This is a genomic window from Streptomyces mauvecolor (assembly GCF_039532965.1).
GTDB lineage: Bacteria > Actinomycetota > Actinomycetes > Streptomycetales > Streptomycetaceae > Streptomyces > Streptomyces violascens.
This window is the reverse complement of record NZ_BAAASQ010000023.1, coordinates 331,199-352,387: the sequence shown is the minus strand read 5'-3', so window position 1 is coordinate 352,387 and position 21,189 is coordinate 331,199. Positions and strand designations below refer to the sequence as shown.

Annotated in this window: 18 protein-coding genes, 2 tRNA genes and 1 pseudogene; 11 read left to right on the top strand and 10 right to left on the bottom strand. The window is 71.7% G+C overall.

Annotation, left to right across the window (positions count from 1 at the left end):
- Window positions 1-25: 25 nt before the first annotated feature.
- The 5 genes and pseudogenes from ABD346_RS29105 to ABD346_RS29085 all read left to right on the top strand — a co-directional run.
- On the top strand, window positions 26-1,102 hold the full coding sequence (locus ABD346_RS29105; protein ID WP_344378939.1) for a 2-aminoethylphosphonate ABC transporter substrate-binding protein: 1,077 nt from the start codon (window positions 26-28) through the stop codon (window positions 1,100-1,102).
- Between the two features lie 197 nt (window positions 1,103-1,299).
- A complete protein-coding gene (locus ABD346_RS29100) occupies window positions 1,300-2,079 on the top strand; it encodes an HAD-IIA family hydrolase (protein ID WP_267053038.1) in 780 nt (259 codons plus the stop codon).
- Between the two features lie 100 nt (window positions 2,080-2,179).
- Window positions 2,180-2,749, top strand: a complete 570-nt coding sequence (locus ABD346_RS29095) for a hypothetical protein (RefSeq protein ID WP_344378938.1) — start codon at window positions 2,180-2,182, stop codon at window positions 2,747-2,749.
- A 1-nt stretch (window position 2,750) separates the two neighbouring features.
- Entirely contained in the window at window positions 2,751-3,434 is a 684-nt protein-coding gene (locus ABD346_RS29090) for a class F sortase (protein WP_344378936.1), read from the top strand.
- A gap of 531 nt (window positions 3,435-3,965) precedes the next feature.
- A pseudogene (locus tag ABD346_RS29085) lies at window positions 3,966-4,529 on the top strand (glycoside hydrolase family 6 protein); the annotation flags it as partial.
- A 102-nt stretch (window positions 4,530-4,631) separates the two neighbouring features.
- Here the strand turns inward: ABD346_RS29085 and ABD346_RS29080 are convergent.
- Window positions 4,632-4,705: transfer RNA gene (locus ABD346_RS29080), tRNA-Lys, on the bottom strand.
- A 193-nt stretch (window positions 4,706-4,898) separates the two neighbouring features.
- Between ABD346_RS29080 and ABD346_RS29075 the strand changes: the two genes are divergently transcribed.
- The 5 genes from ABD346_RS29075 (at window position 4,899) to ABD346_RS29055 (ending at window position 11,769) form a co-directional block, all read left to right on the top strand.
- Window positions 4,899-6,503: a peptidoglycan-binding protein gene (locus ABD346_RS29075; protein ID WP_344378935.1), complete on the top strand. Its 1,605-nt coding sequence runs from the start codon at window positions 4,899-4,901 to the stop codon at window positions 6,501-6,503.
- Between the two features lie 133 nt (window positions 6,504-6,636).
- On the top strand, window positions 6,637-7,854 hold the full coding sequence (locus ABD346_RS29070) for an SPFH domain-containing protein (protein WP_344378934.1): 1,218 nt from the start codon (window positions 6,637-6,639) through the stop codon (window positions 7,852-7,854).
- Window positions 7,855-8,077: 223 nt separating this feature from the next.
- Window positions 8,078-8,677: a lytic polysaccharide monooxygenase auxiliary activity family 9 protein gene (locus ABD346_RS29065; RefSeq protein WP_344378932.1), complete on the top strand. Its 600-nt coding sequence runs from the start codon at window positions 8,078-8,080 to the stop codon at window positions 8,675-8,677.
- 26 nt (window positions 8,678-8,703) lie between these two features.
- The gene (locus ABD346_RS29060) at window positions 8,704-10,380 is read left to right on the top strand and encodes an AMP-binding protein (protein ID WP_344378931.1); all 1,677 of its coding nucleotides are present in this window, start codon (window positions 8,704-8,706) and stop codon (window positions 10,378-10,380) included.
- Between the two features lie 474 nt (window positions 10,381-10,854).
- Window positions 10,855-11,769, top strand: a complete 915-nt coding sequence (locus ABD346_RS29055; RefSeq protein ID WP_344378930.1) for an SGNH/GDSL hydrolase family protein — start codon at window positions 10,855-10,857, stop codon at window positions 11,767-11,769.
- A gap of 79 nt (window positions 11,770-11,848) precedes the next feature.
- On the opposite strand, the gene ABD346_RS29050 is transcribed toward ABD346_RS29055, so the two are convergent.
- From ABD346_RS29050 to ABD346_RS29010, 9 genes are all read right to left on the bottom strand, one after another.
- Window positions 11,849-13,423: an MFS transporter gene (locus ABD346_RS29050; RefSeq protein WP_344378929.1), complete on the bottom strand. Its 1,575-nt coding sequence runs from the start codon at window positions 13,421-13,423 to the stop codon at window positions 11,849-11,851.
- A 135-nt stretch (window positions 13,424-13,558) separates the two neighbouring features.
- Entirely contained in the window at window positions 13,559-14,023 is a 465-nt protein-coding gene (locus ABD346_RS29045; RefSeq protein WP_344378927.1) for a group II truncated hemoglobin, read from the bottom strand.
- Between the two features lie 149 nt (window positions 14,024-14,172).
- A tRNA-Lys gene (locus tag ABD346_RS29040) sits at window positions 14,173-14,246 on the bottom strand.
- A 75-nt stretch (window positions 14,247-14,321) separates the two neighbouring features.
- Entirely contained in the window at window positions 14,322-15,080 is a 759-nt protein-coding gene (locus ABD346_RS29035) for an IclR family transcriptional regulator (RefSeq protein ID WP_189966364.1), read from the bottom strand.
- A 210-nt stretch (window positions 15,081-15,290) separates the two neighbouring features.
- On the bottom strand, window positions 15,291-16,073 hold the full coding sequence (locus ABD346_RS29030; protein ID WP_344378926.1) for an amino acid ABC transporter ATP-binding protein: 783 nt from the start codon (window positions 16,071-16,073) through the stop codon (window positions 15,291-15,293).
- Window positions 16,063-16,713, bottom strand: a complete 651-nt coding sequence (gene ehuD, locus ABD346_RS29025; protein ID WP_344378925.1) for an ectoine/hydroxyectoine ABC transporter permease subunit EhuD — start codon at window positions 16,711-16,713, stop codon at window positions 16,063-16,065. The genes ABD346_RS29030 and ehuD overlap by 11 nt, the downstream gene beginning before the upstream one ends.
- Complete coding sequence (ehuC, locus tag ABD346_RS29020) at window positions 16,710-17,369, bottom strand: ectoine/hydroxyectoine ABC transporter permease subunit EhuC (protein ID WP_344378924.1); 660 nt, start codon at window positions 17,367-17,369, stop codon at window positions 16,710-16,712. The genes ehuD and ehuC overlap by 4 nt, the downstream gene beginning before the upstream one ends.
- Window positions 17,366-18,244 carry an ectoine/hydroxyectoine ABC transporter substrate-binding protein EhuB gene (ehuB, locus tag ABD346_RS29015; protein WP_344378923.1) on the bottom strand — a complete coding sequence of 293 codons (879 nt, stop codon included), beginning with the start codon at window positions 18,242-18,244 and terminating at the stop codon, window positions 17,366-17,368. The genes ehuC and ehuB overlap by 4 nt, the downstream gene beginning before the upstream one ends.
- 76 nt (window positions 18,245-18,320) lie before the next feature.
- Window positions 18,321-19,721, bottom strand: a complete 1,401-nt coding sequence (locus tag ABD346_RS29010; protein WP_344378922.1) for an amidase — start codon at window positions 19,719-19,721, stop codon at window positions 18,321-18,323.
- 245 nt (window positions 19,722-19,966) lie between these two features.
- On the opposite strand from ABD346_RS29010, the gene ABD346_RS29005 reads away from it, so the two are divergent.
- Window positions 19,967-21,028, top strand: a complete 1,062-nt coding sequence (locus ABD346_RS29005; protein ID WP_344378919.1) for an LLM class flavin-dependent oxidoreductase — start codon at window positions 19,967-19,969, stop codon at window positions 21,026-21,028.
- Window positions 21,029-21,189 lie beyond the last annotated feature (161 nt).

Below are 21,189 nucleotides of genomic sequence, written 5' to 3'. Positions count from 1 at the left end.
GAGAATCCCAGGAGTCCCGAACGTCATGCACAGAAACACCCTCACCGCGCTCAAGCCGGTCGCCGCCGTCACCGGCAGCCTCGTCCTCGCCGCCACCCTGTCCGCCTGCGGCGGCGACTCCTCCGCCGACTCCAGCGCGAAGACCGTCACCGTCTACAGTGCCGACGGCCTCAAGGGCGAGAAGGGCGACGGCTGGTACGACAAGGTCTTCAAGGACTTCGAGGCGAAGACCGGCATCAAGGTCAAGTACGTCGAGGGCGGCTCCGGCGAGATGGTGCAGCGCGCCGTCCGCGAGAAGTCCAACACCCAGGCCGACGTGCTCGTCACCCTGCCGCCGTTCATCCAGCAGGCCCAGGACAAGGGGCTGCTCCAGAAGTACGTACCGGCCGGCGCGGACAAGGTCGACGGCGGCGCCAGGTCGCCCGACGGCATGTGGACCGCGGTCGTCAACAACTACTTCGGGTTCATCTACAACAAGAAGGACCTGAAGGAGGCCCCCAAGAACTGGGAGGACCTCCTCGACGCCAAGTACAAGAACAAGATCCAGTACTCCACGCCGGGCGTCGCGGGCGACGGCACCGCCCTCGTCATCAAGGCCATGCACGACTTCGGCGGCAAGGAAGCCGCGATGGAGTACCTGCGCAAGCTCCAGGCCAACAACGTCGGCCCGTCCGCCTCCACCGGCAAGCTCGCGCCCAAGGTCGACAAGGGTGAGCTCCTCGCCGCCAACGGCGACGTACAGATGAACTACGCCCAGGCCAAGACCATGCCCAACCTCGGCATCTGGTTCCCGGGCACCGCGAGCGGCACCAAGCCGTCCTCCTTCGGGCTGCCGTACGCGGCCGGTCTGGTCAGCAAGGCCCCGCACAGCGCCAACGGCAAGAAGCTCCTCGACTACATGCTCAGCGAGGAGGCGCAGAAGGAGGTCAGCGAGATCGGCGGCGGCTTCACGGCCCGCACCGACATCAAGGCCACCGACGCCAACGCGGTCGCGCTCGGCAAGCTGATGCAGGGTGTCGACATCTTCCAGCCCGACTGGATGGACATCTCCAAGAACCTGCCGGCGTACGTGGACGCGTGGAAGTCCGCCACGGGAAGCTGAACGGTCCCGAACCCGAACGGCCTCGGAAACCCGACGGCCCCGGAAGCCGAACGGTCCGGACGGTGATCGACCAGGTCGGGATCGGCGGATCCTGACTAGGCTGGGGGCGCCGGCAACGCACAGCGCGGTGCGCCGGCGTCCCCAGCTCACCGCTCAGCAGCGCGCGAAGACCGCGCAGAACGCAGGAGTCCGCACCCATGGCAGAGCGCAAGCCGATCGAATCCTGGCTCACCGACATGGACGGTGTCCTCATCCACGAGGGCACCCCCATCCCCGGTGCGGACGCCTTCCTCAAGACGCTCAGGGAGTCGGGCCGCCCCTTCCTCGTCCTCACCAACAACTCGATCTACACCCCGCGCGACCTGCACGCCCGCCTGATGCGCATGGGCCTGGACGTGCCGGTGGAGAACATCTGGACCTCGGCGCTCGCCACCGCGAAGTTCCTCGACGACCAGCGCCCCGGCGGCACCGCGTACGTCATCGGCGAGGCCGGCCTGACCACCGCGCTGCACGACATCGGGTACGTCCTGACCGACCACGAGCCGGATTACGTCGTTCTGGGCGAGACGCGTACGTACAGCTTCGAGGCGCTCACCAAGGCGATCCGGCTGATCAACGGCGGGGCCCGGTTCATCTGCACCAACCCGGACGAGACCGGCCCCAGCCAGGAGGGCCCGCTGCCGGCCACCGGCGCGGTCGCGGCCCTGATCACCAAGGCGACCGGCAAGAAGCCGTACTTCGCGGGCAAGCCCAATCCGCTGATGATGCGCACCGGCCTCAACGCGATCGGCGCGCACTCCGAGACCAGCGCCATGATCGGCGACCGGATGGACACCGACGTGCTGGCCGGCCTCGAAGCGGGCATGCAGACGTTTCTGGTCCTGACCGGGCTGACTCGGCCGGAGGACGTCGAGTCGTACCCCTTCCGCCCGTCGAAGATCGTCGACTCGATCGCGGACCTGGTGAAACTGATCTGACCCGTCCGGGCGGATGGTGCCGCCGTCCGGCTCAGCCGCCACGCCCTCGGGGTGCGGAATGCGGGGGCGCACGGGAATCTCGGTTGCAAGGAGGTTCACGATGCGCATTCGTACCATCACATTCTGTGCGGCCATGGCGGCCGCCGCCCTGACCGTGCTGCCCGCGTCCCCCGCGGTGGCCGAGTCCGAGCCGCACGGATCGGTGCGGGTGAGCCCGGGCGCCACGGCTCCCGGTGGGGAGGTGGATCTGCGGGTCAGCGTGTGCAGCGGCCGGGAGGCGACCGCCACCTCCGAGGCCTTCGTCGCGGAGGCCCGCTTCCACCCCGCCAGCGACGGCGGCCTGTTCGCCCGGGGCCGGATCCGTTTGGACGCGCAGGACCGCGACTACGACATCTGGGTCAACTGCAGGGACAGCTCCGGCAAGGCGAGCGGCCGTCTCACCGTCGTCCATGGCGACCGGGACCGGGACCACGATCGCGACCACTCCCACGCCACTCCGTTCCGGCCCGTGCACGCGGGCGGCGGCGGTGCGGCGACGCAGGCCGCGGCCGAGGCGAAGGAGCAGGGCCCCGGCACCCGGCACGCGGTGATCGGCCTCGCGCTCGCGGCCGTCGCGGCGGTCGCCGTGGCGTCCCGCAGCGTGCGGCGCCGGCGCGGCGGCGGCGACTGAGATGTCCTCGGCACGGGGCAGCGGGCGGTCGATCACCGGCCTCGCCTGGGCCGTGCTGCTGCTCGGCCTGTGGCTGTGGGGCCGGGACGCCTCCGCCGGCTCCGGCAGTACGTCGGCGCCCACCACGGGCGACATCGCGGCCGTGGGCCGCCCGCTCGGCGTGCCGCTGCCGCCCGCGCACGCACCGCTCAAGGGCGCGCCGCCGCAGCGCGTGGAGATCCCCTCCATAGGCGTGGCCGCGCCGGTCGTGCCGCGCGGCCTGGACGGCGACGGCGCGGTCGACCCGCCGCCGTACGACCGGCCCGGCACCGTCGGGTGGTTCGACAGCGGGATCCGGCCCGGCGAGGTGGGTGCGGCTCTCCTGGTCGGGCATGTGGACACCAAGAGCAAGCCGGCCGTCTTCTACGGCCTGAGCGCGGTCCGCGCGGGCCAGCACATCGAGGTGTACCGGGCCGACGGCTCGGTCGCCGAGTTCACCATCGACGACATCCAGGTCTTCCCGCGCAGCCACTTCGACGCGGCCAAGGCGTACGGACCCCGGCAGCGCGGGCGCGCCGAGCTGCGTCTGATCACCTGCGGCGGAACGTACGACCAGCGGACGAAGGCCTACACCGCGAACGTGGTGGTCTCGGCCTATCTGACCGACGTGAGGGACGCGGCCCCTTCGAAGTCGCCGAAGCCCTGAGCGCCCCGCGCGGGAGGCCGGGCCCCGGCCCCGCACGGCCGCCGGGCACCTGGCCCGGCCGACGGCCCGCTCCCCCCGGAGCCGCCGGCCGGGCTGGTCCTCGACCGCCGGTGCACGGGCTGCGGGAGAAGCCCGGCACCGCCGCGGGAGGTTCGGGGCCTGTGTTCGAACGCAGGCTGCCGGCGTGGTCGGGAGCTTGTGAGGCGACCGGGGCGGGGGTCGACGCCCCCACTCTAGAACCGATGTCCGCCCCCGGCCTAGGTCCAGTTAACGCCAAGTCCCTGTGCCGACACGCTGAGTTGAGAGCCGACAGGGGTGGCGGGCCCGAGATGCGTTCCGGCGGCAACTCGGCCTGCACGCAAGGAAGTTGGGCCCCATCCGGCCTGCGCGCCTGGGTGCCGGCCGCCGCGGCAGCCCTCCTCGCCGCGGGCTGCGGCGGCCCCGGCAAGGGGCCGGCCCCGAGTGCGACACCTTCCCGCGCGTCCCAACTGCTCGCTGCCGCAGGGTAGTTCTGGGTGAACCCGGACACCGGAGCGGCCCGCCGCGGTCGTCCTCGAACCGGACGCGGTCGTGCACCTCGTCGACGGCTGCACCCCGAACGCGCTCCACGAGGCGCGGTACGCGCTCCTGAAGGGCGCCGTCGAGCGGCTCAAGCGGCAGCCGGTCACCAAGGTGTACGTGGGCGCGGGCAACGCGGGGTGGCGATCGCCCGAGACCCTGGACGAGCCGCTGCGGCGCGCGGGCGTCGAGAGCGCCGACGGGTTCGCGGTGAACGTCACCAACTTCCAGACCACACGGGCGAGCCGGGGGTTCGGGGAGCGTCTGTCGGCGAAGGTCGGCGGCAAGCACTTCGTGATCGACACGAGCCGCAACGGCAACGGCCCCTATACGCAGGGCGACCCCGCCGAGAACTGGTGCAACCCGCCGGGCCGGGCACTCGGCGAGCGCCCGACGACGGACGCGGGGGGCGACCCGGTCGACGCCTACGTCTGGGTGAAGCGCCCCGGCGAGTCGGACGGCCCATGCCGTGGCGGCCCCCGGGCGGGCGAGTGGTGGCCGGAATACGCCCTGGGCCTGGCGGGCAACTCGCGCTGAGTGGTCCGGCGGGCGGCGGGAGCGACGGGCGAGGGCAGCCGCACCGGGCTCGGGGAACGACCGAGGCCCCCTCGCGCTGGGCGAGGGGGCCTCGGTGGTGCGTGCGCCGCCAGGGACTCGAACCCCGGACCCGCTGATTAAGAGTCAGCTGCTCTAACCAACTGAGCTAGCGGCGCCTGCTGACTCGGAAAACTTTACCGGACTCCAGAGGGTGGTTTTGACCAGCGCCACGCTGTCAGATGTTCGTTTTATCCCTTTCGTTCCGTCAAACTGCGACTCATTATGACAATCGCGACACAGTTGTCCGTGCGGAAGTGCGGAAAAAATCTTCGAAGTCTCCGAGAGCGGAACGAGCGCGAGGGGGAGCGGATGAAGGCCAGTGCATCGGGGCCGGTGTTCGAGGACTACGAGCCCGCGGGGGAGTGCGGGTGCCCCGGCTGCGCGGACCGTCGGCGGCTGCGGCTGCTCCCGGTGCGCGACGGCGGCCACCCCGCGGCGAGCGGCGGCGCCCGGCGCGCGCTGGTCGCGGCCACCGCGGCCTCGGTGGTGCTCGGCGGCTCGGGACCGGCCGCAGCCGTCCCCGTACCGCTGCCCGGCGGACCCGGCGCCAACCTGGCCGCCGACCCCGGGCCGCCCACCGAGCAGGGCGGCCCGAGCGGGCTGCACGGCGCGCCCGGCCAGCCCGCGCACGGGCCCGTCAAGCTGCGCCCGATCACCCGGGCCGAGATCATCAACCGGGCCAAGACCTGGGTTGCCGCATCGGTCCCGTACAACATGGAGGCTTACTGGACGGACGGGTACCGGCAGGACTGCTCGGGCTATGTGTCGATGGCCTGGAACCTCGGCACCAACGAGTGGACGGGGAGCCTGGACGAGTTCGCGGTGCGGACCACGCGCGATGCTCTCCAGCCCGGCGACATCCTGCTCTTCCACAACCCGAGCAACCCGAACAAGGGGTCGCACGTCGTGATCTTCGGTGGCTGGACGGACCACACGCACAACTACTACACGGCCTACGAACAGACCCCGCCCCGCACCCGCAAGCAGGCCACTCCGTACGCGTACTGGAAGAACTCGGCCAAGTACGTGCCCTTCCGGTACAAGTCGGTGGCCGGCGGTGGCGGTGGGGCGGCCGCCGCGGAGCCCGGCACGCAGCCCGGCACGCAGCCCGGCACGGAGCTGCAGAGCCTGGCGTTCCCGGGCGCCGCGAAGTTCGGCCCCGGAGCCGACAACAGCTATGTCACACGGCTCGGCCAGATGCTGGTGCTGCGCGGCGGAAGCCGTTTCTACAGTGAGGGGCCGGGGCCGCGCTGGACCTCGTCCGACCTGAACGCGACCCGCGCCTTCCAGGAGGCCCAGGGCTGGTCCGGCGCCGAAGCCGACGGGATCCCGGGGCCGCAGACCTGGGCGCTGCTCGTGCAGGGCGGCGGCAAGGACATCCCTCCCGTGGAGGGCCAGGCTCCGGCGAAGCCCTCGGCCGCGGTCCCGGCTCCGGTCCCGGTCCCGGCCAAGCCCGAGGTTCCGGCCAAGCCCCCGGCTCCGGCTCAGGACCCGGTGTCGGTTCCGGCGCCGGTTCCGTCCCCGGCGCAGGCCCCGGTTCCGGCCCCTGTCCCAGTTCCGGCGCAGGCGTCGACCCCGGCTCCGGCGCAGGCCTCGAACACGGTCCCGGCGCAGGCTCCGGCCCTGGCCCCGGCACCGGCTACCGCCTCGGCTCCGGGCGGTTCGCAGGCGATGCGGCCCGCTTACCCCGGCATGCGCTACTTCCGGCCGGGCCAGAACAGCCCGTACGTCACCCAGCTCGGCCGGCAGCTCGTGAAGAAGGGGTTCGGCAGGTACTACACCGCGGGGCCCGGGCCGCGGTGGAGCGAGGAGGACCGGCGCAACGTCGAGGCGTTCCAGCGGGCCCAGGGCTGGTCCGGCGCGGAGGCCGACGGCTACCCCGGCCCCGAGACCTGGCGACGGCTCTTCGCATGACGGCGGCACGGCAGGACGGAATCACGGCGGCACGGCACGACGGAATGACGGAATGACCGCAGCACGGCAGCACGGCACGACGGAATGACCGCAGCACGGCACGACGGCACGGACGGCACGACGGAATGACGGAATGACCGCAGCACGGCAGCACGGCATGACGGAGGGAACGACGAGCATGCAGACCCCCACCCCGACCCCGCCCGACGGCGCCGAACCGCCCCGGATCCCCGCGATCGCGATGCCGGGTGCCGGGCGCAGGGTGACCGTGATCAGCGGACAGAACACCGCCGCGATCCCGCTCCACCTGCTGTTCCGCGACGGCACCCGGCGCAACCCGCTCGTCCCCGCAGCGGATCGGGCCGTCCCCCGCCCGGCCGCGAGGCCGCCGAGGCAGGCGGGCGCGCGCACCATCGTCGCGGCCCCGGCCAGGCCCGCGCCCCCGGTCGATCCGGGCATCGCGGAACGGCCGGGCCCGACGCTGCCAGGCGGGGCGGCCGTCGCCGCCGGAGCCCTCGCGCTCGCGGGCTGCGCGGCGCTGATCTGGCGGACCGGCGCCCTGCCCTCGCCGGTGGCGGTGCTGCTGCGGCTGCCCTCGTACCCGTACCACGGGATCGGCCTCGGACAGTGGGTGCTGCTCGCCCTCGGGGTAGCCGTGGCGGTGCTCGCCTTCGGCGGGCTCGGGCGCGGGCACGTCGGGTACGCCTGGGTGCTCTCGCTGTTCGGCGACTACCGGGGGACCGTGCGGCGCACCGGCCTGGTGTGGATGAGCCCGCTGCTCCTGCGCCGCCGGGTCGACCTGCGGCTGCGGCACTGGCGCAGCGAGCCGATGGCCGCCGTCGACGCGAACGGGACCGCGCTGCGGGTGGTGGTGCTGGTGGTGTGGCGCGTCCGGGACACCGCGCGGGCCGCGCTCGCCGTCGCCGACCACGAGAGGTATCTGCGCCAGCAGGTGGAGGCGGCGCTGGTCCGGGTCCTCTCGCAGCTCCCGGCCGACGCCTTCCACGAGGACGCGCCCACCCTGCGCGACGCGGAGGCCGTCGGCGACGCGCTGACCCGCCTGCTGAAGTCGGAGGGGGAGCCGGTCGGCATCGAGCTGTACTCGGCGCAGCCGACCCTGATCGAGTACGCGCCCGAGGTGGCGGCGGCCATGCGCCGGCAGCGGGTCGCGGCGATCGACGCCCGTCACCGGGACGCGGTGCTGACCTCGGTGGTGGACGCGGTCGAGGACACCGTGCACCGGCTGACCTCGCGGGGCCTGGTGGAGCTCGACGACTACGAGCGCAAGGCCCTGGTGAAGGACCTGACGGTGGCGTTCTACACGGGACGGGGGACGGGGGAGGGCGGCTGAGGGCACACCGGGCACACGGGCCGAGCGCACAGGGGGCGCCGGGGGCGCCGGGAACGCCTGGGGGCGCCGGGGACGACAAGGGGGTGAATCCGATGCGTCGCTTGGCCTGGACACGTCCAACTCCCATCAATAGTCTGGGAGTTGGTCTAGACCGGAACATGAGATACCGCACGCGTGCAGCTCCATCCAAGGAACTCCCCCACGTTCTCCAGGAGTGGTCAGCATGCGAAAGAAGCAGCGGCTCGGTGCCGCTGTGGTGGGGCTCGCCGTCGCCGGCGCGTCCCTGCTCGCGACCGGCAGTGCGAGCAGCCACGGCTATACCGACCAGCCGATCAGCCGGCAGAAGCTGTGCGCCAACGGCACGGTCGCCAACTGCGGTGACATCCAGTGGGAGCCGCAGTCCGTCGAGGGCCCCAAGGGCTTCCCTGCGGCGGGCCCCGCCGACGGAACGATCTGCGCGGGTAGCAACAGCAGATTCGCCCAGCTGGACGACCCGCGCGGCGGCACCGGCTGGCCCGCAACCAAACTGACTGGGGGTCAGACCTACACGTTCCGCTGGCAGTTCACCGCTCGGCACGCCACGACCGACTTCCGCTACTACCTCACCAAGCAGGGCTGGGACCCGACCCGGAAGCTCACCCGGGCCGCGCTCGACACCCAGCCGTTCCTCGTCGTCCCGTACGGCGGCAAGCAGCCCCCGGCCACGCTCTCGCACGACGGCACCATCCCCGCCGGCCGGACCGGCCACCACGTCATCCTGGCCGTGTGGACGATCGCGGACACCGGGAACGCCTTCTACGCGTGCTCGGACGTTCAGTTCTGACGGTACGTCAACTACGGTGCGGCGCCATGACCGCCATCAAGAAGAGTGCGTCGACCGTATCGACCGTGTCGGAGTACGTGCAGCGCCAGTGGGGCGACCGGCGGACCGGGTTGCGGTACGGCGATCTGGAACTCACCCACCACCAGATCGCCGCGGGCGCCGCCGCCCGCGCCGCGCTCCTGACCGAGCTGCTGCCCCGAGGTGTCGAGCCGCACCTCGGGGTCCTGCTCGACAACACCCCCGAATTCCCGCTCTGGCTCAGCGCTGCGGCGCTGGCCGGGGCCGCCGTGGCGGGCATCAACCCCACCCGGCGCGGCCCCGAGCTGGCCCGCGACATCCTGCACACCGAATGCCGGGTCCTGGTCACCGGGCGCGTACACCTTCCCCTGCTCGACGGTCTCGAACTGCCGGGCGTACGCGTCCTGGTGACGGACACGCAGGAGTACGAGCGGCTGCTCGCGCCGTACGAGGGAGCGAAGCCGGGCGAGTCGACGCTGGGTCCGGTGACGCCGGCCGGCCGTCTCCTCCTGTACTTCACCTCGGGCTCGACCGGCGCCCCCAAGGCCGCGATCTGCAGCCAGGGCCGGCTCGCCGCGGCGGGCGAGGCGCTGGTGAGGCAGTTCGGGACGGGCCGGGACGACGTCCACTACATCTGCATGCCGATGTTCCACGGCAACGCGGTGATCGCGAACTGGGCTCCGGCGCTGACGGCGGGCGCGACGGTGGCACTCAGGGACCGTTTCTCGGCGTCGGGGTTCCTGGACGACGTACGGGCGTATGGGGCGACCTACTTCACCTACGTGGGTCGGGCGATCCAGTACGTGCTGGCAACTCCCGAGCGGGCGGACGACCGGGAGCATGGTCTCCGCGTCGGGTTCGGGACCGAGGCGGGGGCGGTGGACGCGGACCGGTTCGCGCGGCGGTTCGGGGTGCGGCTGGTCGAGGGGTACGGGTCGTCCGAGGGTGGGGCCGCGATCCAGCGCACGCCGGGGATGCCGCCGGGGGCGATCGGCAGGCCCGCGCCGGGCGGGGACCTGGCGGTGGTGGACCCGTCGACGGGCCGAGAGTGCGAGCGGGCGCGCTTCGACGAGGCGGGCCGCCTCCTCAACGGGGCTTCCGCAATAGGGGAGTTGGTGAACCGGGGGCCGAACCCCTTCGAGGGCTACTGGCGCAACGCATCCGCGGACGCGGAACGCCGCCGGGGCGGGTGGTACTGGACGGGCGACCTCTTCTTCCGCGACACGGAAGGCTTCCTGTACTTCGCGGCCCGGGCGGACGACCGGCTCCGGGTGGACAGCGAGAACCTGGCGGCGGCGATGATCGAGAGCATCCTGGCGCGGTGGGAGCGGGTGACGGGGGTGGCGGTGTACGCGGTGCCCGACCCGGTGACGGGCGACCAGGTGATGGCGGCGCTGTCCCTGAGCGGCGGATTCGACCCGGCGGCCTTCGCCGAATTCCTGTCCTCCCAACCGGACTTGGGTACGAAGATGGCGCCGCGGTTCGTGAGGGTGCTGAGGCGGCTTCCGGTAACGGCGACGAACAAGGTGCACCGGGCCGGTCTGCGGCGGGAGGGGTTCTGGGCGGGGGAGGGGGAGGTGTGGTGGCGTCCGCCGGGGGCGGAGTCCTACCGGAGGCTGTCGGCGGCGGACGCAACGGGCCAGCGGCCCGGGCCCCGGGGAGTTCGCCCACCCACCCGCCCGTGACGGGGGTGGGATGATGCGCCCCTGGGGCTGCGCCCCGGACCCCCGCTCCTCAAACGCCGGAGGGGCTCGATACGAGTACGGCCGCAGGCCGGTGGGTGGCTGGTCGCGCAGTTCCCCGCGCCCCTGGCGGCGTCGATCCTGGTCGGCATCGGGGCATTTCAGCCTGTCATGGGGGTCCCCCTGGCCCTTGAGGCCTTGGGGGAGTTTGAGGACGAGCGCCCTTGAGGCGCGAACGGGGTCTGGGGCGGAGCCCCGGAAGCTCTTTCACCCCCGGCGGCCACGCGGCGGAGCCGCAGAGTGTCACAGCGGGAAGGGGCGGGGTGCGGGCTTCCCGGGGTCTCGGGCGGAGCCCCAGGGCAGCACCCCGCTCGGGGCGTCCGGGGCGGGTCGGCCCAGCCGTACCTGATCCCGCGCCCGGGTGAATCATCGGCCAGGGTCCCCCGGCACCCCGCCCCGCAATGCGTGGATAGGCGCGTGAATCCCCGCCTCCTCCTCACCACACTCGCCCTCACCACCCTGCTCACCGGCGCGGCCACCCCCGCAGAAGCCACCCCCCACAAGCCCCCCCGATTCCACGAATACGTCGCCCTCGGCGACTCCTGGTCCGCCGATGTCACCTTCCTCGGCATCGATCACACCCACGCCCCCACCGGCTGCGCCCAGAGCACCTGGAACTACCCCAAGCAGGTCGCCGCCCGGCTCGGTGTGACGACGTTCCGGGACGCGACGTGCGGAGGCGCGACCACCGCCGAGATGACCGCGCCGCAGAACGTCGGCCAGGCGCTGCTGCTCTCGCAGGGCGTGAACCCGCCCCAGTTCGACCGGCTGACCCCCACCACCGACCTGGTCACCGTCGGCATCGGCGGCAATGACGCCGGGCTGGACGGCGCGGTCCTCGGCTGTATCAACCCGCTGCCCGCCCCGTTCGCCGGCCCGTGCCGGACCAGGTTCGCCCGGCCCGGCGGCAGGGACCTGATGTCGCAGCAGATCGCCGCCACCAAGTCGCGGATCACGGGCGTACTGGAGGGCATCCATGAGCGCTCGCCGCACGCCACCGTCCTGGTCGTCGACTATCTGGCAGGGGTCGCCACCGACCGCGGCTGCTATCCGCGGGTGCCGGTCCTCGACGAGGACCTGACCTGGTTCGGCGCCCGGCTCAAGGAGCTGAACGCCATGCTCGCCTCCGCCGCGGAAGAGGGCGGGGCCCGGTTCGTCGACACGTACCGGGGAAGCGTCGGGCACGACATCTGCAAGCCCGCCGATACACGCTGGGTCGAGGGCTTCATGCCGGTGTCCAGCAACCCGCCGGGGCCCGCCGTCCCGTTCCACCCGAACCGCCTGGGCGCCGACCACCAGGCCGCAACTGTCCTTGAAGAACTGGACAGTTGACCCCCACCGCATGCCCCGAAGGGCCGGCCATCAGATGGCCGGCCCTTCGGATATCTCGGGGGACAGGTGCGTACGGGGTTCACATCGCCGGTTCCGCGACCCTGGCCGGGGCCACCTCGCCCTCCGCGCCCTGCGCCCGGGCCGCGGCCTTCGCCGCCGCGGCCGGGCCCCGCAGCATCCCCGCCGCGAGCACCGCCGCGATCACCAGGATCAGCGTGCCGCCGACCGCCGCGTACTGCATGCCGTGCACAAAGGCCTCCTGGGCGATGCCCGCCAGGGCCCGGTCGGCGCCCGCGACCGCCGCGCCCAGGGTTTCGCGGGCGGCGGCCGGCGCCGAGGCCGGCATGTCGGAGCGGTAGACCGCGGTGCCGATCGAGCCGAGCACCGCCATGCCGAGCGCCCCGCCGAACTCCTGCCCCGTCTCCAGGAGCGAGGCCGCCGAGCCCGCCTTCTCGGCGGGGGCCGAGGCCATCGCCATGTCGGAGACCAGGGCCATCACCGTCACGATGCCCATGCCGATGACGGCCGCACCGGCCAGCACGGTCCACAGCGAATCGGTCCCGGCGAGCGTCAGGAGTGCGTAGCCCGCAGCGCCGAGCGCGAAGCCCGCGGCGATGACGTACGCCCGGTTCACCTTCTGCGCCACGGCGGTCGCGGCGGGGGCGGTGGCACCGATGGCGAGCGAGGGGGCGACGCTCCACAGCGCGGCCCGCATCGTGCTCATGTCGAGCACCGACTGGAGGTACTGGGTGGTGAAGTAGGCCGAGCCCATCATGGCGAACGCGGCGATGGTGTTGAGCGAGATCGCGGCGCCGAAACCCCGGCCGGGGCGGAACAGTTCACGGCTGATCATCGCGTCGCGCCGGGTGAGCTGACGGCGTACGAAGACCGTGCCGAGGACGAGACCCACCGCGACGCAGACCGCGCTCTTCAGCGAGAAGCCGTCCGCCGCGAACTCCTTGAGGCCGTACACCACCGGCAGCACCGCGCCCATCGACAGCGGCACGCTCAGCAGGTCGAACCTGCCGGGCGCCGGGTCCTTGAACTCCGGGACGAGCAGCGGCGTCAGGATCAGGAGCAGCACCATCGCGGGGACGTTGATCAGGAAGACCGAGCCCCACCACAGGTGCTCCAGCATGATCCCGCTCATCACCGAGCCGAGCGCGACACCGCCGGCCATCGCGCCGGACCAGATGCCGATCGCCTGACCGCGCTGCTTGTCGTCGCGGAACATGTTGCGGACCAGGCCCATGGTCGACGGCATCAGGGTGGCCCCGCCGATCCCGAGCAGCGCCCTGGAGGCGATGAGCATCTCGGCACTGGTGGCGTACGCGGCGGTCACCGAGGCGATGCCGAACGCGGCGGCGCCGAACATGAGCAGCTTGCGCCGGCCGATCCGGTCGCCGAGCGAGCCCATCGTGATCAGCAGCCCGGCGAGCGCGAAGGCGTACACATCGATGATCCACAGCTGCTGGGTGGCGGAGGGGTCGAGCTCGCGGCTGATGGAGGGGAGCGCGAAGTAGAGGACGGAGACGTCCATCGAGACGAGGAGAAGGGGGAGCAGGAGGACCACGAAGGCGGTCCATTCCCTGCGCCCGGCGCGGAGGCCCGCTCCGCCGGTGGTGCTCGCTGTGGTGCTCGTCGAGTTCGTCATGGCATTAATGTACGAGCGTCTTAAACGCCTGTCTAGTACTTACGTTTAAGACGTCCGTATAAATCTTCCGGGCGCTGGAGCGATGGAGCCCCGGACCGCTGGATCCTCGACGAGCCGTGCCGTCGCGGGCCGGGGTCAGCTCTCCGGCTCCCACGGCGGGGTCTGGTTCCACCCCCACTTCGGTACGGGGGCGTCGGCGGAGGGGGCGGGCGGGTTCGGGCCGGAGTAGAGCAGCGCCATCCGCGTGCCCCACTCGATGTAGTACGCGAAGACCGCGCGGAACTCGGGGTCGTTCGGCAGCTCCGCCTCGTCGGCCGCGTCCATGAGGAGGGCGATCCAGCGGCGGCGCTGCTCCTCGGTGATGCCCCGGCCCAGGTGCATCGTCGCCATGTGGGCGTGCCCGCCGTGGTGCGCGCTGTACTCGGCGGGGCCGCCGAACACCTCGGCGAGCCAGACCGCCACGTGATGGGGGTGGTCGGGGCCCGCGTCCGCGAAGACCGGGGCCAGGACGGGATCCTTGTGCACCTGCCGGTAGAACACCTCGGTCAGCCGGTCCAGGGCGGCCTGACCGCCCATCCATGCGTACGGGGTCTGGGTCATGCGGGGTCCCTCCGGGAAAGCGGCGGTATCCAACGCCTCCCAGCCTCACACGGCACCCGCCGGCGCGTGGGGAAAGTCTGTACGAAGGGCGCGTGCGGAGAACGCATACGAAAAAGCCCCCCGCTTCCGCGAGGGGCTTTCTCCGTCTGTGCGCCGCCAGGGACTCGAACCCCGGACCCGCTGATTAAGAGTCAGCTGCTCTAACCAACTGAGCTAGCGGCGCCTGCTGACAGAGAAAATACTACCTGGTCCCTCGGGGTGCTCCTGACCACCTCGGGACCGGGATGCGCCGGGGCGGTCAGATGGCCAGGGAGAGGACCACCGGGGCGGCCCTGCGGTTGAGGGTGTCGGCCGCGGCGCGCAGCCGGTGGGCGTGCTCGATCGGCATCGACAGGGCCAGGCAGCCCACGGCCGAGCCCGCGGTCAGCGGGACGGCCGCGCAGACCGTGCCCACCGCGTACTCCTGGAGGTCGAGCACCGGCACGGTGGCCGGCTGGCTGTCGAGCTTGGAGAAAAGCACCTTCTCGCTGGTGATCGTCCGCGAGGTGAGCCGGGCGATCTTGTGGCGCGAGAGGTGGTCGCGGCGGCCGTTCTGGTCGAGCTGGGTCAGCAGGCACTTGCCGACCGCGCTCGCGTGCGCCGCCGACTTGAAGTCGACCCACTCGTTCACCTTCGGCGCGGTCGGCCCGTCCGCGTACTGGGTGATCTTGACCTCGCCGTCGATGTAGCGGCTGATGTAGACGGCCGCGCCCACCGAGTCGCGCAGGGCCATCAGGGTGTCCTGGAGCTTGGTCTCCAGGGCCTGCTGGCGGGCGGCGCCCGAGCCGAGCAGCACCATCGAGTCGCCGATCACATAGGCGCCGTCGGCCACCTGCTCGACGTATCCCTCGCGCCGCAGCATGAGCAGCATCGAGGTCAGATGGGCGGTGGGCAGGCCCGTCTCGCGTGCGATCTGGACATCGGTCACACCTCCGCCGTGCCTGGAGATCGCCTCCAGGACCCGGAGGACGTACTGCACCGAATGGAACGGCGCGGTCGGCTCTGGCTTCAGCGCCACGGTTTCCCCCTAGCAGGTCGAACTGCGAAGGTGGCAGGTCTGCCGTTCCACGATAGCCGCCAAGACCCGTTTCCGGTGGGGGTGTTGACAAGATTCGTGGCGCGTTCCAGGGCCGTACGCTGGGGCGCGCCACCGTGGCATATGCCAGAGTCATGATCGGGGGCGCTCGGATGGCCGGAATGTGAGGTCAGCGTCGTGCACGGCGCGTGCTCAGGCAATTGCGCCCAGGAACTCACGCGTACGCTCGTGTTCCGGATCGCCGAAGATCTTCTCGGGCGGGCCGGACTCGATGACCTTCCCCGCGTCGAACATCATCACCTCGTCCGAGATGTCCCGCGCGAAGCTCATCTCGTGCGTGACGCAGAGCATCGTGATGTCGGTCGTACGGGCGATGTCGCGCAGCAGATCCAGGACGCCGGCGACCAGCTCCGGGTCGAGCGCGGAGGTCACCTCGTCCAGCAGAAGCACCTGCGGACGCATCGCGAGCGCCCGCGCGATCGCGACGCGCTGCTGCTGTCCGCCGGACAGCTGGGCGGGCTTCGCGTCACGCTTCTCGCCCAGGCCCACCAGGTCGAGCAGCTCGCGCGCCCGTGCCTCGGCCTCGTCGGGGGACAGGCCGAGCACCCGCACCGGAGCCTCGGTGATGTTGCGCAGCACGCTCATGTTGGGGAACAGGTTGAACTGCTGGAAGACCATGCCGATCTTCTTGCGGGCCTCCCGGCGCTCCTTCTCGTCGGCCGGGTGCAGCCGCGTCCCGTTGACCTGGATGATCCCCGAGTCGGGCGTCTCCAGAGTCATGAGCAGCCGCAGGATCGTGGTCTTGCCGGAGCCCGACGGGCCGATCAGGGTGACGTGCTTGCCCTTGCGGGCACTGAAGCAGAGGTCGTCGAGGACGGTGTTGTCGCCGAAGCGTTTGGTGACGTTCTCGAAGCGGATCAGCTCGGCGCCGCTCTGCTTCTTCACGGGCAGGTCGATCTGGGTGTCAGCGGACAAGGCGGCGCTCCAGGGCTCGTACGAACAGCGAAGCCGGATAGGCGATGAGGATGAAGGCGACGCCGACGACGGTCAGCGGCTCCGTGTACTGGAAGGTGCTCGCCCCCGCCAGGCGGGACTGCTGGAGCATCTCCAGGACGCTGATCCCGGCGAGCAGCGGGGTGTCCTTCAGCATGGAGATGACGTAGTTGCCGAGCGCGGGCGCGATGCGGCGCACGGCCTGCGGCAGGATCACCGCGAACCAGGTGCGGTGCGCGGGCAGGCTCAGCGCGGTCGCCGCCTCCCACTGGCCCTTGGGCACCGCGTCGATGCCGGCCCGGTAGACCTGCGCGGTGTACGTCGAGTAGTGCAGGCCGATGGCGAGGACGCCGGTGGTCAGCGCGGAGAACTTCACGCCCCACTCCGGCAGCACGAAGAACAGGAAGAACAGCTGCACCAGTAGGGGGGTGGTGCGGATGAACTCCGTGATCAGGTTGACCGGCCAGCGCACGAAGCGGGTCGGCGCCCTGAAGGCCAGCGCCCACACCAGGCCCAGGCTGAAGGAGATGAGCGAGCCGAGCGCGAGGATCTGCAGCGTGGTGAGCACGCCGTCCCCGAAGCGCGGCATGAAGTCCCAGACCGCGGACCAGTCCCAGTTCACTGTGAGGCCACCCCCAGATTCGCCTTGGTGCGGCGTTCAAGTGCCTTCATTCCACGGGTGATTCCGAAGGCGAGGACGAAGTAGATGACCAGCGTGACGGAGTAGATCTGTGCGCTGTCCTGCGTGGCGAGCCGCACCAGGTACGCCGCGAACGACACGTCGCCCACCCCGAGCAGCGAGACCAGGGCGGTTCCCTTCAGCAGCTCGATCAGCAGGTTGCAGAACGGCGGGATCATCTCCGGCACCGCCTGCGGCAGCAGTACGAGCCGCATCCGCTGCCAGGGCGTGAAGCTCAGCGCGATGCCGGCCTCGCGCTGGGCGGGCGCCACCGCGTTCAGCGCGCCGCGCACGATTTCGGCGCCGTACGCACCGTAGGAGAGGCCGAGCGCGAGGACGGCCGCCCACATGGGGACGAGCTGCCAGCCGGCGAGCGGCGGCAGCACGAAGAACAGCCAGAACATCAGGACGAGCGCCGAGGTGCCGCGGAAGATCTCCGTGTACGCGGCGGCAAGGAAGCGCACCAGGCACGAGCGGTGGGTGCGGGCGATGCCGACGCCGAAGGCGACCGCTGCCGCCAACGCGGCGCTGTACACGGTCAGCTGGACCGTGATCCAGATTCCCGGCAGCACCCAGTGCTGCCACAGTCCCGCCGTCATCGGCACAGCTCCTTGGCGGTCAGGGTGGTCATCTCGGCCTGCGTGAAGCCGAACGGCCTGAGGATCCGGAAGAGCTCGCCGCTCTGCTTCATGCGGTGGATCTCGGTGTTGAAGGCGTCGCGCAGGGCGCCGTCGGTGGGCCGGAAGGCGAAGCCGCCGCCGTCGATCTTCTTCTTGCCGTCGACGACCGCCGCGAACGGCTGGGTGGCCTCGGCCTTCGCGCTCTTCTTCACCACCTCGCGCACGGTGAGCGAGGTGCCCGCGAAGACGTCGACGCGCCCCGACTCGACCGCGTTCAGGCCCGCGACCTGGTCCTGGAGGATGACGATGCTGCTCTCGGGGTATCCGGCGGCGGTCGCGTAGCCGATCTCGGCATAGCCGGTGCCGGTCGCGAAGCGCGCCTTGCTGCGGACCACGTCCTCGTAGGTGTGCAGGTTCTTCGGGTTTCCCTTGCGGACGATGAACGCGTCCAGCATCTGGTACTCGGGGTCCGCGAACAGGACCTGCGCGCAGCGGTCCTTGTTGATGTACATCCCGGCGGAAACGACGTCGAACTGCTGGGAGTTGAGCCCCGGTATCAGCGAGGAGAAGTCGGTCGCCACGGGCTGTACGTGGCCGATGCCGAGCCGCTTGAAGATCACCTTGGCGAGCTCGGGGGCCTCGCCGGTGAACTCGCCCTGGTCGTTCACATACCCGTACGGGACTTCACCGGCGATGCCGAGGCGTACCGCGCCCTGCGACTTGAGACGGGCCAGGGCGCCGCCCTCGGGGACGCGGGAGCAGGCGGCGGCGCCGGTGAGGGCGACGGCGGCGGCGCCGGTGAGCAGGGTTCGCCTGGGTATGGAGGGTCTGGGGCGTGAGGTAGCTCGGGCCATGGCGGCGCGGCTACCCCCCTTTACTCGGCCCATGCCCCCTATTTTTCGGGGCGCCGCCCGGGCCCGCCCGCCGGACTCACCTCGACGGGCGCTCCGGGAAGGCCGCGGCCGCCCGCAGCACCACGCCGTCCTGGTGGCGCGCCGCGATCAGCTGAAGGCCGATCGGGAGGCCGTCCGCGTCCGTGCCGACCGGGACCGTGGCGGCCGGCTGCTGGGTCAGATTGAACGGGTATGTGAACGGGGTCCATCCGGTCCAGCGGTGCAGGGCGGAGCCTGCCGGAGTCTCCCGGCCCGCCTCGAACGCGGTGATCGGCAGCGTCGGGGTGACCAGGACGTCGAAGCGCTGATGGAAACGGGCCATCCGGCGGCCGAGCTCCAGACGGGCGGTCTGCGCGGCGAGCAGTTCCAGGGCGGAGAGCCGGGCGCCCCGGACGGCCGTCTGCCGCAGACCGGAATCGAGCAACTCCCTTTGTTGTGGGTTCAGCCGATCGACGATACGCGCGGCTCCGGCGCTCCACAGGGTGTGAAAGGTGTCGACCGGATCCGCGAAATCGGGGTCGGCCTCCTCGACATGGGCGCCGAGTCCGGCGAGCCGGGCCACCGCGGCCCGCACCGCCGCCGCGACCGCGGGGCGCACGGCCACCTGCCCGCCGAAGGAGGGCGAGTAGGCGATACGCAGCCCCTTGATCCCGGTCGCCGCGTCCTCTGCGAGGGCGGCCGCGTACGAGTGGGCCGGGGGCTCCAGGGCGGTGGGGTCGCGCCAGTCCGCGCCGCTGATCACGTCGAGGAGCAGCGCCGCGTCCGCCGCGTCCCGGGCGATGGGACCCACGTGCGAGAGCGCGCCGAACGCGCTCGCGGGGTGCAGCGGGACCCGGCCGTACGTCGGCTTGAGGCCGAACACCCCGCAGAACGAGGCCGGAATCCGGATCGAGCCCCCGCCGTCCGTGCCGAGCGACAGCGGCGCCGCCCCGGCCGCGACGGCCGCCGCGCTGCCCCCGCTGGAGTCGCCCGCCGTGCGCGCGGGGTCGTGCGGATTGCGGGTGATGCCGGTGCGGGGCGAATCGGTGACGCCCTTCCACCCGAACTCGGGGGTGGTCGTCTTGCCGACCAGCACGGCCCCGTGCTCGCGAAGCCGGGCGACGGCCGGGGCGTCCTCGCGCCAACTCCCGTGCTCCGACGTGGTGTTGGACCCTCTGAGCGTGGGCCCGCCCGCTTGCAGGAGCAGGTCCTTGACCGACACCGGCACCCCGTCGAGAAGCCCCTTCGGCTCCCCGGTGCGCCATCGCTCGGTGGCGGCGCGGGCCTGGGCGAGGGCGGGTTCGGCGTCGATGCGTACGTACGCGTTGAGGCGGGGCTGGACGGCCTCGATCCTGGCGAGTACGGCGCGGGTGGCGTCGAGGGGGGAGAAGGTGCCCGCCCGGTAGCCGGCCAGGAGTTGACGTGCCGTCAGGTCGAAGAGTTCGCTCGGCTCGGTCATGAATGATGTCGTACCCATGTTGGTGCGGGGTCACGTCGGCTTCACCGTGCGAGGGGGATCGGCCCCAGCCCCGCGCCCCTGAGGGGTCCGGTTCGCCGGTATCGCGAAGGTCCCGCCCCGCGCCCCTGAGGGTTCGCCCGGAGTCCCCGCGAAGAGCGGGGAATAAAGTGGAGCCACCCTCCTTTTTGGCTCCACGTACGCAGAACGCGTACGACCTGACGAGCTGGAGGCGCGGACCGGTGGACGTGGATGCGATTCGAGGGACGGCGGCCGGAACCGCCCCGGTACCCCTGTCCGTACTCGACCTGGTGACCGTCGGCAACGGCTACACCGCGAACCGCGCCCTGCGGACCAGCGTGGAGATCTCCCGGCTCGCCGAGCGGCGCGGCTTCCACCGGCACTGGGTCGCCGAGCACCACTCCATGCCGGGTGTCGCCTCGTCCGCGCCGGCCGTGATCCTCGCCCACCTCGCCGCCCACACCTCCCGCATCCGGCTCGGCTCGGGCGGCGTCATGCTGCCCAACCACGCTCCGCTGGTGATCGCCGAGCAGTTCGGCACCCTTGAGGCGATGGCCCCGGGCCGCATCGACCTCGGGCTCGGGCGGGCGCCCGGCACGGACGGCGCGACGGCCGCCGCCCTGCGCCGCACGGACCGGCTCAACGAGGGCGCCGAGGACTTCCCGCAGCAGCTCGCCGAGCTGACCCGCTTCCTCGACGACGACTTCCCCGACGGGCACCCGTACGCCCGCATCCACGCGGTGCCGGGTCCCGTGCAGGGCCCCTCGGCCCGCCCGCCGATCTGGCTGCTCGGCTCGTCCGGCTTCAGCGCCCGCCTGGCCGGCACGCTCGGTCTTCCCTTCGCCTTCGCGCACCACTTCTCGGCGGCGAACACCGTTCCGGCGCTGGACCTGTACCGGGATTCCTTCCGGCCGTCGGCGATTCTGGACGCGCCGTACGCCCTGATCGGCGTCTCGGCGCTGGCGGCGGACGACGAGAAGGAAGCCCGGCGCCAGACCCTGACCAATGCGCTGTCGATGGTCCGCCTGCGTACGGGCCGGCCGGGTCTCGTGCCGACCCCGGAGGAGGCCGAGTCCTACCCATTCAGCGCGCTGGAGCGGGAGTTCGTGGACAGCTGGCTGGCGAACGTGATTTCCGGGACGGCGGGAGAGGTGCGGGCGGGGCTCGACGCCCTCCAGAAGCGCACCGGTGCGGATGAGCTCATGATCACGGCCAACGCGCATGGGCCTGAGGTGAGGGTGCGTTCCTACGACCTGATCGCCGACGCCTACGGGCTGCCTCGGCTGTAACTCCCTAGGGGCGCGGGGCTGTGACATGTGCGGCTCCGCCGCGTGGGCGCGACCGGCCCGCGACGGCCTGCGGTCGACCGCAGGCACGCGGAAGCGGCTGTTCCCGACTGGCCCTGGGTGGGCCGGGTCCTTACGCTCCCGCCAGTTGTCGTTCGGGTGCG